A 13,194-nucleotide genomic window follows, 5' to 3' on the forward strand; every position below is an offset into this window, starting at 1 on the left:
CTTGACTCCCGGCCAAACAGTTCGTGCCATACTGACAACTGATGCAAGTGATAAAACAATCAATGCCGAGGTCATCATGGATGGGAAGCTTTTCAACGCCGACACCGAGGCAATGTTGACCCAGCTGTCAGATCATACCGTCCTGGAACAGCTGATGGATAATGCCCCTCTGGGCATCGGCGTCTTTGACTGCGAATTTCGCTACCGTAAAGTCAATCAGGTGCTGGCCGACATCAATGGCAAAAGCATCGAGGAGCATCAGGGCAAGCACCTCAGAGAGGTGGTTCCCAAGCTGGCACCGACTCTGGAGCCCATGTTTCAGCAGATCATGCGAAGCGGCATGCCCTACGTGGATATCGCCATCACGGGCCAAACCGCGGCGTATGACAGCAGCTCCCGCCGCTTTCAGGCCACCTACAGCCCGATGCGTGATGAGAAGGGGGAGCTGAACGGTATCCTCGCCATCGTGCGGGACATCACCGAGCAGTACGAAACCGAGCAACGGCTGCAACTGGCAATGCGAGCGGCCCAAATCGGGGTGTGGGAGTGGCACGTGGCGGAGGACAGATTGCTGTTCGACGGCCAGATTGAGCCGCTGCTGGGCATCGAGGCCAACCAGTTCCACGGCGGGCTGCAAGCGTTCGTCGACTGTTTTGAACCGGAATCCGGCAGCCAGCTCAAGGCCGCCCTGCAAAGTCATGACCCCATCCATCTCACCCTGAGCTACCTTACCGCACTCAACGAGCGCCACTGGGTCGATATTCATGCCGACCATGTCCCCGCCACCGAGTCGGTCGGCCACCGGGTCATGGGGGTCATTCACAATGCCACCGCCCGCCGCCGTCAGGAGGAGCGGCTCCATCAGGCCAACGTGGTATTCGATACCACGGCCGAGGGGATCATCATCCTCGACAGCGAGCACCATATTCTGTCGGTCAACCCGGCCTTCACCATGCTGACCCAATACAATGCCGAGGAGGTGATAGGCCGTACCCCGGATATCATCATGCATCCCAGGCGCTACACCGACCTCGACTATCCCTGGTATCACCTGCGCCCCGGCAACAACGCCTGGCATGGCGAGATGGTTTGTCTGCGCAAGGATGGCAGCTACTTCTCCTCCTGGCAGCAGATCAGCGCTGTCTATGACAACTTCAACAACACTACTCACTATGTGATCGCCCTCTCCGACATCAGCGCCATTCGCAAGGTGGAGGCCGAACTGAATCACCTTGCCTATCACGATCCCCTGACCGAGCTGGGCAATCGTCATCTGTTGCAGGAGCGGCTGGCCCTTGAGCTGAAAACCGCGCAGCTCAATCGCAAACGGTTGGGGCTGCTCTTTATCGATCTGGATGGCTTCAAGCTGATCAACGACAGCCTGGGCCACGGGGTTGGCGATGAGCTGCTCAAGCGGCTGGCAGAGCGGATCCGCGGCTGCCTGCAGCACAACGATCTGGCGACCCGCCTCGGGGGAGACGAGTTTCTGGTGCTGATCCCCTATCTGGAGGAGCCTGACGAGCTGGCAACCCTGGCCAATACCCTGCTGACCGTGTTGCGTGAACCGGTTGAGCTGGCCCATGAGCTGGTGGCAATCTCGGCAAGTATCGGTATCGCCATCTATCCGGATCATGCAGACAGCCCGGAAACCCTAGTCAGCGCCGCCGACAGCGCCATGTACGAGGCGAAAAGTCAGGGGCGCAACGGATTCCAGTTCTATACCCCCTGCATGGCGGCTCGAGCCCGCGAGCGGATGCAAATTGAGCAGGGTCTGCTCAAGGCCCTGGAGCTCGAACAGCTCTGCATTTTCTATCAACCCATGACCAATCTGGCCAACGGCCACCTGAGTGGACTGGAAGCCCTGCTGCGCTGGCAGCATCCGAATGAGGGGATGATAGCGCCGACCCGTTTTATTCCGGTGGCGGAGGAGTGCGGCCTGATCGAGAAGATTGGGGAGTGGGTGATGCGCAACGCCTGCGAGCAGGGACAAAACTGGCTGGCCGCCGGACTGCCGGTGCCTCGCTTGTCAGTCAACGTCTCGGTGCGGGAGATGCGCTCCCCGGGCTATGTTGAACGGGTCGCCGCCATTCTGGCCGAGACCGGATTTCCGCCAGAACGGCTCGAGATCGAGGTGACGGAGAGCATCATCCAGCGGGTCGAACAGAGTCTGGATCTCTTTACCCGCCTGAAAAATCTCGGCGTGCAGATTGCCATCGATGACTTTGGCACCGGCTTCTCGTCACTGAGTCTGCTCAAGACCCTGCCGATCGATCGCATCAAGATCGACCGGGCGTTTGTGCAGGCATTACCGGAAGACAAGAACAGTCGGGAGCTCTGCCGCACCATCATCAATCTGGCCGACAGTCTGGATATGGAGGTCACCGCCGAAGGGATTGAAACCAAGGCACAACACGCCTTTTTGCAGTCACTCAACTGCGGCGAAGGACAGGGCTATCTGTTCAGCAAACCACTGCATGTCGAACATATGGGAGATCGCCTGCATCAACGCTACGTCTCATAGCGGCAGGCAATCATCATCACCAGCCGGGAGGCATCCGCCTCCTGGCTGGACCGGATTACCACTCGATCTGCAAGCGGGATTCCCAACCATCATCACGATCATTGAGCATGCGCGTCAGCGGTGATTCGCCAGCATAACGGGGGGCTGGCTCGCTGAAGGTAAGTCTGGTACCGGGCTCCTTGGCCTGCCATGCATGACCAAGCTGATCGGCCACCCGATCCCGCAGCGCAGGTGAGGCCTCCTGATGGGTGATCGCAAACTCTTTCGGGGGTTCGCCAGCGGGCACTGGCGCATCAAACTGCCAGAGGGATGCACAGAGCAACAGAGAAAACATCATGACCTCCAATTAATCGACACGCCCCCTTTTACCCACTCGCCGATTAATTGTCACTCTTTGTCCTGTAACCAACTGTTGCCGCCTATCCAAAAGTCTAATTGCCCCCCGCTACCAAAGGTATAAGTTGTTACTTAATTATTAAAAGTATGTGTTCAAAGGAGTGAGTGATGAGCGAGAGCAAGGTCTACCCGGTCAAACCCCACATCAGCAGCAATGCACTGCTCGACAAGGGCGACTACGCCGCCATGTATCAGGCCTCCGTCGAGGATCCCGATACCTTCTGGGGAGAGCAGGGAAAAATTCTCGACTGGATGAAACCCTATAGCAAGGTCAAGAACACCTCCTACGATCCGGGCCATGTCTCCATCAAATGGTTTGAAGATGGCCAGCTCAACGTCTCGGCCAACTGTCTCGATCGCCATCTCGCCGAACGGGGTGACAAGGTCGCCATCATCTGGGAAGGGGACAACCCGGCCGAAGATCGCAAACTCACTTACCGCGAGCTGCACAGCGAAGTGTGCAAGTTCGCCAACGTCTTGAAAGCACAAGGGGTTCACCGCGGCGACGTGGTCTGCCTCTATATGCCCATGGTGCCCGAAGCCGCCATCGCCATGCTGGCCTGTACCCGCATCGGCGCGGTACACAGCATCGTATTCGGCGGCTTCTCGCCGGAAGCACTGGCTGGTCGTATCATCGACTCGGGCTCGCGCATCGTGATCACCGCCGACGAGGGACTGCGTGGCGGCCGTCCGGTGCCACTCAAGAAGAATGTGGATGAAGCGCTCACCAACCCGGATACCCAGGTCAACAAGGTGATCGTGCTCAAGCGCACCGGCGGCAATGTCGCCTGGCACAACCACCGCGACATCTGGTGGCATGAAGCGACCGCAGCCGTCAGCAGCGACTGCCCGCCCGAGGCGATGAACGCCGAAGATCCGCTCTTTATCCTCTATACCTCCGGCTCCACCGGCAAACCCAAAGGGGTGCTGCACACCACCGGCGGCTATCTGGTCTATGCCACCCTCACCTTCAAGTATGTGTTCGACTACCACGAAGAGGATATCTACTGGTGTACCGCCGATGTGGGCTGGGTTACCGGTCACTCCTATCTGATCTACGGGCCGCTTGCCAACGGCGCCACCACCATCATGTTCGAAGGGGTGCCCAACTACCCGGCCACCAACCGCATGAGTCAGGTGGTGGACAAGCACCAGGTCACCATTCTCTATACCGCCCCCACCGCCATCCGCGCCCTGATGGCCAAAGGCAACGAAGCGGTCACCGGCACCTCGCGCCAGAGCCTGCGCATCATGGGCTCGGTGGGTGAACCCATCAACCCGGAAGCCTGGGAGTGGTACTACCGCACCATTGGCGATGAGCGCTGCCCCATTGTCGATACCTGGTGGCAGACCGAGACCGGCGGCATCCTGATTACGCCGCTGCCCGGCGTCACCGACCTGAAACCGGGCTCGGCGACTCGTCCCTTCTTCGGGGTGCAACCGGCGCTGGTCGACAACATGGGCGAGCCGCTGGAGGGCGCCACCGAGGGCAATCTGGTGATCACCGACTCCTGGCCGGGCCAAATGCGCACCGTATTCGGCGATCACGAGCGCTTCGAGCAGACCTACTTCTCCACCTTCCCGGGCCGCTACTTCACCGGCGACGGTGCCCGTCGCGACGAGGACGGCTACTACTGGATTACCGGTCGGGTGGATGATGTACTGAACGTCTCCGGCCACCGCATGGGTACCGCCGAAATTGAATCGGCGCTGGTGGCCCATCCCAAGATCGCTGAAGCGGCGGTGGTGGGGGTTCCTCACGAGATCAAGGGTCAAGGCATCTATGCCTATGTCACCCTGATCGCCGGGGAAGAGCCGAGCCGCGAGCTGCACAAAGAGGTGAAGGAGTGGGTGCGCAAGGAGATTGGCGCCATCGCTACGCCAGATGTCATTCACTGGGCGGAAGGGCTGCCGAAGACCCGTTCCGGCAAAATCATGCGCCGCATCTTGCGCAAGATCGCTACCGGCGAGACCGACAGTCTGGGGGATATCTCCACCCTGGCGGATCCGGGCGTAGTAGACAAACTCATCCGCGAGAAGTCGGAAGCTGCATGATCCCGCTTCGTTTGTTGCTCAACAAAGCCGGCCTTGTGCCGGCTTTGTCGTTTCTCATCCGCCAGCAAACAGCAAGGCGGTAGCTACGAAGCCTTGCTGACCAAAATGTGCAATAAATAGCCAGATGTAGAGATTAGACCAGTAAAATGCTGCTAATTTTCACGAAATCAATATAATTGCGAAATCTGTGTGCCAGGGCACACCGATTTGCGCAGAAAATGGCTAGATTTCTGGTAGTCCACAAGATAGCTGATAGATAGCAGCATTATCATCGAGGATGTACTCAATATGTCGCAAAATCACCGAATCCTCCTGCTCAACGGACCAAACCTGAATCTGCTGGGCAAACGGGAACCGGGTATCTACGGCAGCAAGACGCTTGATGAGATCGTCGCCGATCTGAAGCTTAACGCCAGCGAACTCGGTGTCACTCTGGAACATCTGCAATCCAATGCCGAACATGAGTTGGTCGGCCGCATCCATCAGGCCATGGGCCAGGTGGATTTTATCATCATCAATCCAGCCGCCTTCACCCACACCAGCGTCGCCATTCGCGATGCGCTGCTGGGTGTCGCCATCCCTTTTATCGAGGTTCACCTGTCAAATGTCCATGCCAGGGAGCCGTTCCGTCATCACTCCTATCTGTCTGATGTCGCAAAAGGGGTCATTTGTGGTCTGGGGGCCGATGGCTACCAATTCGCTTTAACCGCGGCCGTGCACCATCTGCGCGCGGCTTGATAATCACTGATCAGATAAAGAAGAAAGAGAATGCTAATGGATATCCGCAAAATCAAGAAGCTGATTGAACTGGTTGAAGAGTCCGGCATCGCCGAACTGGAGATCTCCGAAGGTGAAGAGTCCGTTCGCATCAGCCGCAACTTCTCCGGTCAGGTGACCACCGCCATGCCGCAGATGATGATGCAGCAAGCCGCTCCGGTTGCCGCACCTGCTGCTGCCGCCCCGGTTGCCGCCGCACCGGCCGCCGATGCCGCCCCGAGCGGTCACCTGATGCGCTCCCCGATGGTTGGCTCCTTCTACCGCTCCTCCAGCCCGGATGCCAAGCCGTTCGCGGAAGTGGGTCAGCAAGTCAATGTCGGCGACACCCTGTGCATCGTCGAAGCCATGAAAATGATGAACCAAATCGAGTCTGACAAGGCCGGTGTGATCAAAGCGATCCTGGTTGAAAATGGTCAGGCCGTCGAATTTGACGAGCCGCTGTTCATCATCGAATAAGGGAAATCGCCACCCATGTTGGACAAAGTAGTCATCGCCAACCGCGGTGAAATTGCCCTGCGGATCCTGCGCGCCTGTAAAGAGCTCGGGATCAAGACAGTGGCCGTTCACTCCACCGCCGACCGGGAGCTCAAACATGTGCTGCTGGCCGACGAATCCATCTGTATCGGCAGACCGGCCAGTACTGAATCCTACCTCAACGTCCCGGCCATCATCGCCGCCGCCGAGGTAACCGGTGCCGTGGCCATCCACCCGGGTTACGGCTTCCTCTCCGAGAACGCCGATTTCGCCGAAGTGGTCGAAAAATCCGGCTTCATCTTCATCGGCCCGCGCGCCGAGACCATTCGCCTGATGGGTGACAAGGTCTCCGCCATCGAAGCGATGAAGAAAGCGGGCGTACCGTGTGTACCGGGCTCTGACGGCCCCGTCGACAACGACGCCAAGCACAACGCCGCCATTGCCAAGCGCATCGGCTATCCGGTGATCATCAAGGCCGCCGGTGGCGGTGGTGGTCGCGGTATGCGCGTGGTGCGCAATGAAGCGGAACTGGCGGGCGCCATCGCCCTGACCAAGTCCGAAGCAGGCCAGTTCTTCAAGAACGACATGGTCTACATGGAGAAGTACCTGGAAAACCCGCGCCACATCGAAATTCAGGTGTTGGCAGACGGCCAGGGCAACGCCCTCTATCTGGGCGAGCGTGACTGCTCCATGCAGCGTCGCCACCAGAAAGTGGTGGAAGAGGCACCGGCACCCGGCATCACCGCCGAAATGCGCAAGTTCATCGGTGAGCGCTGCGTGCGCGCCTGTATCGAGATCGGTTACCGCGGTGCGGGTACTTTCGAGTTCCTGTACGAGAACGGCGAGTTCTATTTCATCGAAATGAACACCCGTATTCAGGTTGAGCATCCGGTCACCGAGATGGTCACCGGTATCGATCTGATCAAGGAGCAGCTGCGCATCGCCGCCGGCCAGCCCCTGTCGATCACCCAGCAGGATATCCGCATCCGTGGCCATGCCATCGAGTGCCGGATCAACGCCGAAGATCCGGCCACCTTCATGCCCTCTCCGGGTCTGGTTCAGCGCTTCCACGCGCCGGGTGGTCTGGGCGTGCGTTGGGACTCCCACATCTATGCCGGTTACAAGGTACCGCCCCACTACGATTCGATGATCGGCAAGCTGATCTGCTACGGCGAGAATCGTGACATTGCCATCGCCCGCATGCGTCATGCGCTGGACGAGCTGGTGGTGGAAGGGATCAAGACCAACGTACCGTTGCAAAAAGAGATCATGAAAGACGAAAACTTCCAGCACGGTGGCACCAATATCCACTACCTGCACAAGAAGTTAGGTCTGTAAGGATCGCTGATAGAGACCCGATGACATTGCACGGTGGCAGTACCAACGCCCACTATCTGCACAAGAAGTTGGGTCTGTAAGGATCGCTGATAGAGACCGGACTTCCGGTGGAAGTCTGCTCCGCAAGGAGCCTCTGCTGAAAAAGGGCCATGGCGACATGGCCCTTTTTTGTTATCCTTGCGCCCCTCAAATTTGTCGGAGGCCAAGGTGAACCGTTTTGCTCTCGCCCGCCGGGAAGCAGCTTTCTGCCTGCTGCTGACCCTGTTCTACTTCTTTGCCTGGTATGGCACCGCCTATTTTATCCCGCTCCAGCTGGAGTTGTGGGGGCTGCCGCTATGGTTCCTGCTCAGTTGCATGGTGATGCCGCTGCTGTTCATTCTGCTCTGCGCCCTGATGGTGAACCGGCTGTTTGTGGAGATCCCCCTCGATACCCACTCCCCTTCCGGCAAGGAGTCATCCCATGAATCTTGAGTTGATGCTGCCGCTCGTTATCTATCTGGTGCTGGTGCTGGGGGTGGGTTTCTGGGCCAGCCGCCATCGCGCGCAAGGCAACTTCGTGCAGGAGTACTTCATCGGCAACCGCAGCATGGGCGGGCTGGTGCTGGCGATGACGCTAGTGGCCACCTACACCTCGGCCTCCTCCTTTATCGGTGGGCCGGGCGCGGCCTACAAGATCGGTCTGGGCTGGGTGTTGCTGGCGATGATCCAGCTGCCCACCGTCTGGCTCACTCTGGGGGTGCTTGGCAAGAAGTTCGCCATCATCGCCCGCCGGGTCAATGCGGTGACCATCAACGATATGCTGTGGGCCCGCTACCAGAGCAAGGCGGTGGTGATCCTCGGCTCCGTTACTATCATCCTCGCCTTTATCGCGACTATGGTGGTGCAGTTTATCGGCGGCGCCCGCCTGCTGGAGACCGCCACCGGCCTCTCCTACCAGCAGGGGTTGATGCTGTTTGCCAGCTGTGTGCTGCTCTACACCATCATCGGCGGCTTCCGCGCCGTGGTGATGACTGATGCCCTGCAGGGGATCATCATGCTGATCGGCACCGGCGCCCTGCTGGCAGGAATTCTGATTGCCGGTGACGGCCTGCCGAACCTTATCCACCAGCTCAGGGAGATCGATCCCAAGCTGGTAAGCCCGCAAGGGGCCGGCGACATGCTGACCCAGCCCTTTATGCTGAGCTTCTGGATCCTGGTCTGTGTCGGGGTGGTGGGGCTGCCCCACTCGGCATTGCGCTGTTTTGGCTATCGCGACAGCAAGGCGCTCCATCGCGGCATTCTGATCGGCACCGTGGTCAGCGCCCTGCTGATGTTCGGCATGCATCTGGCGGGCGCCCTCGGCCGCGCCATCCTGCCCGGCATGGACAGCCCTGACAAGATCATGCCCTCCCTGATGATGGAAGTGCTGCCCCCCTGGCTGGCCGGGGTCTTCCTGGCTGCGCCGATGGCGGCCATCATGTCCACCATCGACTCCCAGCTGATCCAGGCTTCCGCCACTCTGGTGAAAGATCTCTACCTCAACTATCTGAGTCCAAAGCAGGAGAAGCTGGAGGTGCGCATTCCCCGCCTCTCTCTGCTCTGCACCCTGATCTTGGGCACTCTGGTGCTGCTGGCGGCGTTGCAACCGCCCGAGATGATCATCTGGCTCAACCTGCTCGCCTTTGGCGGCCTGCAGGCGGTGTTCCTCTGGCCGCTGGTGCTCGGTCTCTACTGGTCACGGGCCAACGGCCCGGGCGCGCTGGCCAGCATGGTAAGCGGCATCGTCTGCTATGGGGTACTCAGTCAGTGGGGGATCAAGCTGGCTGGCCTGCACGCCATCGTGCCAAGCCTCACGCTGGCACTGGTGGTCTTTATCACGGTCAGCCTGCTGACGGCACCGCCCTCGCGGGAAGTGCGCGAGCTTTTCGGGCAGAAATAATAAAAATATAAATTAGGGGTTCCAAAACTATCCCCAAATAGGTGTTTTCCGGTTAAACTGTGCGCCAAGTCACAGAACGTAGCCGCTGTATGCCCGTTAAAGCCACTCGACAAGTCGTTACTCAAGCCCTGCAGCGGCTCGGTTATGCCCTGCTGCTGCCCGTCTCCATCCTGCCGATGGCGGCGTTGATCTACCGGCTTGGACAACCCGACGTGCTCGATTTGGCGGTGCTCTCCCTCACCGGTCAGGCGATCTTCAGCCAGATGCCGCTTATCTATGCGGTGGCGATCGCCTTTGGTCTGAGTCGGCAGGAGCTGGGCGGACAGACGCTGGCGGGGGCGGTCAACTTCCTGCTGCTCAGCACCGCCTTCAATACGCTGGCCCCCAACCTGCACGCCGACATGATCTGCGGCCTGTTGGCGGGGCTCACCACCGCCATCATCTACCCCTGGGTACACCAGCAAACCCTGCCCCGCTGGCTGCAGATCGCCAGGGGGGAGTTTCCCAGCCTGCTGGTGTCGGCCTTGGCCTGCCTGCTGATCGCCATCCCCCTCTCGCTGCTGTGGCCGCCACTGGAACGCGGGCTGACCCTGCTCACCTCCGAGCTGCTCACCACGCCGTTTGGCGCCTTCTGCTACGGCACCCTCAACCGACTGCTGATCCCGCTCGGGCTCCATCAGGTATTGGGCAGCGTCATCGGCCTTGGCGAGAGCAACCTGCAGGCGCTGGCCACCGCCCAACCCCTTCATGAAGGGTATGTGGCCGGTCTTTACCCCATCATCATGTTCGGCCTGCCGGGCGCCTGTTTTGCCATCTGGCTGCACCGCCAGCGGATGCAGCGGCTGCCACAAGGCGGGCTGCTGCTCACCCTGGCGCTCACCTCGGCACTGGTGGGTATCACCGAACCTATCGAATTTCTGTTCGCCTTTACCGCCCCCTGGCTGTTTCTCGCCCACGCCCTGCTGACCGGGCTATCGCTGGCGGTCTGTAGCGGGCTGGGGATCAAGGTGGGCAGTTACTTCTCCGCTGGTCTGCTGGATCTGGTGCTGAGCTATCAGGCAGGGGAGCACAGCTTCTGGCTCATTCCGGTCGGTATCCTGTTCTTCGTTGCCTACACCCTGCTGTTCTATCAACTGCTGGAGCGTGCCCCCCTCAGCATGCCGAGCAAGCCCATCGCGGTGGAGCATCCGCGCCTTGCCAGCGTTGCCCCCTCCGACCCGCAGATGCTGGCGATCCAGTACCTCAAGGTGCTGGGCGGGATGGACAATCTGGTGGCGATGAGTGTCTGTATCACCCGCCTCAGCCTGCGGGTGCGCGATATTTCACTGGTGGATGAATCTCGCCTGCTGGGCCTCGGCTGCCTCTCCTGGATCCAGCTCAACGACCACCAGCTGGTGCTGGTGCTGGGCCCCAGCGCCAGCCTGATTGAAGGGCAGATCCGCATGCTGGCGGAGCGCCAGTCGGTCCCCCTTGGCCTCAAACCCAATCAGGAGTCGGCCAGCCAGAGCAGTTGGTAACTCAGGCGAACGGCAACCGCTCGGCCACGAAATCCATCAGGGTGCGCAGGGCGGGAGCCAAATGCTCCCGGCTCGGATAGATAAGGTAAAACGGGTTGGCCGGAATGGGCTGATCCGGCAACACCTTCTGCAATCGCCCCGCTGCCAAATCCCCTTCACAGACATGGTGGGGCAACAGGGCAATCCCCCCGTCATGGAGTGCCATCTCCCGCAGCGCCAGCAAGCTGTTGCTGACACAGGCCCCCTGCGGCCGCCAGCCGCCCTCCTGCAATGGCCACACCGGCATGGCCGAGTGCACCAGACAGGCATAACGACCCAGCTCGCTCAGCTGTTGCGGCATGCCGTGGGCCGCCAGATAGGCGGGCGCTGCCACCAGATGACGCGCCACCTGACCGATACGCCGACAGATGAGGCTGGAGTCTTTCAGCGGCGCCGCCCGCAGCGCCAAATCATAACCTTCCCCCACCAGATCGAGCTGTTCATCGCTCAGGGTCAGTTCCAGCACCACTTCGGGATAGAGGGCGCGAAACTCGGCGAGGATCCGGCCAAGCAGCAGGGTGCCGGTTGCCTCAGGGGCTGTGATCCGCACCCGCCCCGCCGGGGCCGAGCGCAGCCGTGCCATCGCCAGATTGGCGCTGCGGGCCAGTGCCAGCAGCCCCTGACAGTGCTCCACATAGAGCTCCCCCTGCGGGGTCAGGCTCAACCTGCGGGTGGTGCGCTGCAACAGCCGTACCCCGAGCTGGGATTCCAGCCGCGAGATCTTCTGGCTCACCGATGACTTGGGCATACCAAGCAGCTCGGCGGCCCGGGTAAAGCTTCCCTGCTCCACCACGGTGGCAAACAGTCCCATCAACTCCAGATCGACATTGTTCATATATTCAAACAGTCTTTACCGATTACCCATCTTAATCTTGATAATCAACCAGACTAGAGTGAGTGGCAATCCCGAACACAGCGATTTGAAAGGAAAAACCATGAAAGCCATTGCCCTGACTCACTATCTGCCAAGCGACCACCCCGACTGCTTCATCGCCGCCAACCTGCCCGATCCGGTTCCGGGTCCGCGGGATCTGCTGGTACGGGTCACCGCCACCTCCGTCAATCCGGTGGATACCAAGGTGCGTTCCCCCAAGGCCAAAATTGAAAGTTCGCCCCGGGTACTGGGCTGGGATGCGGTGGGGGAAGTGATCGCCATCGGCAGCGAAGTCACCCTGTTCAAGGCGGGCGACCGGGTCTGGTATGCCGGCGATATCAGCCGTCCGGGCAGCAACAGCGCCCTGCAACTGGTGGATGAACGCATCGCCGCCATCGCCCCCACCAGCTTGAGCGATGTGGAAGCCGCCGCCCTGCCGCTCACCGCCATCACCGCCTGGGAGACCCTGTTCGAGCGCTTCGCTCTTACCCGCGAAAGTCGTGGCAAACTGCTGATCATCGGCGGCGCCGGTGGCGTGGGCTCCATCGCCATCCAGCTGGCCCGCCAGCTCACTGGCATGGAGGTGATTGCGACCGCCTCCCGCCCCGAGAGCCGCGAGTGGTGCCTCGAGATGGGCGCCCATCAGGTCGTAAACCACCACAAGTTGCAGGAGGAGCTGACCGCCCTTGGCATCACTCAGGTCGATGCCATCTTCTGCACCAACGCCACCGCCGAGCACTGGGCCACCATGGCCGGGCTGATCCGCCCGTTCGGCCATATCTGCACCATCGCCGAATCGAGCGAGCCGTGGGATCTCTCCCTGCTCAAGAGCAAGAGCGTCACCTTCAGCCAGGAGTTCATGTTCACCCGCTCCCTGTTCCAGACGCCGGACATGATCGAGCAGCACCGCCTGCTCGGCCGGGTGGCGGCACTGGTCGATGAAGGGGTATTGCAGACCACCCTGACCAGAACCATCCCGTCACTGACCCCGGTCACGCTGGCTCAGGCCCATGCCGAGGTGGAAGCGGGCCGTATGGTTGGCAAGCTGGTGATCGACATGAGCGGCTTTGCCAACTAAGCCCTCCAACGCACCATGATGGGATAAGTTCACCAAGGAGATGCCCCAAACGGGCACAATCAGCGGCACTCATGACAGCCTGTGGCAGACCAACGCCCGACAATCAGCCAAAAAAGAGGCCATTTCGCGAGAAATGGCCTGAATACCTGAACATTGGGGTAACAATCACACACATATCCTTATGCAGGACATATTAGTCTGTGCATC

Annotated in this window: 11 protein-coding genes; 9 read left to right on the forward strand and 2 right to left on the reverse strand. The window is 60.1% G+C overall.

Translation table 11 applies throughout. The features are described 5' to 3' along the window. The first annotated feature begins 76 nt into the window (after positions 1 to 76). A complete protein-coding gene (locus ACTG2T_RS04945; RefSeq protein ID WP_047438153.1) occupies positions 77 to 2,521 on the forward strand; it encodes a sensor domain-containing protein in 2,445 nt (814 codons plus the stop codon). A gap of 55 nt (positions 2,522 to 2,576) precedes the next feature. Here the strand turns inward: ACTG2T_RS04945 and ACTG2T_RS04950 are convergent, their stop codons facing one another. Then, positions 2,577 to 2,858, reverse strand: coding sequence for a hypothetical protein (locus ACTG2T_RS04950; protein ID WP_225315392.1), 282 nt, complete (start codon positions 2,856 to 2,858; stop codon positions 2,577 to 2,579). A gap of 167 nt (positions 2,859 to 3,025) precedes the next feature. Here ACTG2T_RS04950 and acs point away from each other — a divergent pair, with 167 nt between their 5' ends. The 7 genes from acs to ACTG2T_RS04985 all read left to right on the forward strand — a co-directional run bounded on the left by acs (position 3,026) and on the right by ACTG2T_RS04985 (position 10,996). Further along, the gene (gene acs, locus ACTG2T_RS04955) at positions 3,026 to 4,972 is read left to right on the forward strand and encodes an acetate--CoA ligase (protein WP_330123989.1); all 1,947 of its coding nucleotides are present in this window, start codon (positions 3,026 to 3,028) and stop codon (positions 4,970 to 4,972) included. 288 nt (positions 4,973 to 5,260) lie between these two features. Further along, a complete protein-coding gene (aroQ, locus tag ACTG2T_RS04960; RefSeq protein WP_005338907.1) occupies positions 5,261 to 5,710 on the forward strand; it encodes a type II 3-dehydroquinate dehydratase in 450 nt (149 codons plus the stop codon). A 36-nt stretch (positions 5,711 to 5,746) separates the two neighbouring features. Then, positions 5,747 to 6,205 carry an acetyl-CoA carboxylase biotin carboxyl carrier protein gene (gene accB / locus ACTG2T_RS04965; protein WP_005338908.1) on the forward strand — a complete coding sequence of 153 codons (459 nt, stop codon included), beginning with the start codon at positions 5,747 to 5,749 and terminating at the stop codon, positions 6,203 to 6,205. A 15-nt stretch (positions 6,206 to 6,220) separates the two neighbouring features. Then, complete coding sequence (gene accC / locus ACTG2T_RS04970) at positions 6,221 to 7,561, forward strand: acetyl-CoA carboxylase biotin carboxylase subunit (protein WP_005338910.1); 1,341 nt, start codon at positions 6,221 to 6,223, stop codon at positions 7,559 to 7,561. Positions 7,562 to 7,768: 207 nt separating this feature from the next. Then, the gene (locus ACTG2T_RS04975) at positions 7,769 to 8,032 is read left to right on the forward strand and encodes a YhdT family protein (protein WP_005349483.1); all 264 of its coding nucleotides are present in this window, start codon (positions 7,769 to 7,771) and stop codon (positions 8,030 to 8,032) included. Continuing rightward, positions 8,022 to 9,479 (forward strand): sodium/pantothenate symporter, encoded by a 1,458-nt coding sequence (gene panF / locus ACTG2T_RS04980; protein WP_021230396.1) that lies wholly within the window; start codon positions 8,022 to 8,024, stop codon positions 9,477 to 9,479. Before ACTG2T_RS04975 ends, panF begins: the two co-directional genes overlap by 11 nt. An 89-nt stretch (positions 9,480 to 9,568) precedes the next feature. Continuing rightward, positions 9,569 to 10,996 carry a PTS transporter subunit EIIC gene (locus ACTG2T_RS04985; RefSeq protein ID WP_042080616.1) on the forward strand — a complete coding sequence of 476 codons (1,428 nt, stop codon included), beginning with the start codon at positions 9,569 to 9,571 and terminating at the stop codon, positions 10,994 to 10,996. Between the two features lies 1 nt (position 10,997). On the opposite strand, the gene ACTG2T_RS04990 is transcribed toward ACTG2T_RS04985, so the two are convergent. Beyond that, positions 10,998 to 11,870 (reverse strand): LysR family transcriptional regulator, encoded by an 873-nt coding sequence (locus ACTG2T_RS04990; RefSeq protein ID WP_005358412.1) that lies wholly within the window; start codon positions 11,868 to 11,870, stop codon positions 10,998 to 11,000. Positions 11,871 to 11,970: 100 nt separating this feature from the next. On the opposite strand from ACTG2T_RS04990, the gene ACTG2T_RS04995 reads away from it, so the two are divergent. Further along, positions 11,971 to 12,987 (forward strand): zinc-binding alcohol dehydrogenase family protein, encoded by a 1,017-nt coding sequence (locus ACTG2T_RS04995; protein WP_139740031.1) that lies wholly within the window; start codon positions 11,971 to 11,973, stop codon positions 12,985 to 12,987. Positions 12,988 to 13,194 lie beyond the last annotated feature (207 nt).

This window comes from Aeromonas sp. 75A (assembly GCF_051919425.1).
GTDB classification, from domain to species: domain Bacteria; phylum Pseudomonadota; class Gammaproteobacteria; order Enterobacterales; family Aeromonadaceae; genus Aeromonas; species Aeromonas veronii.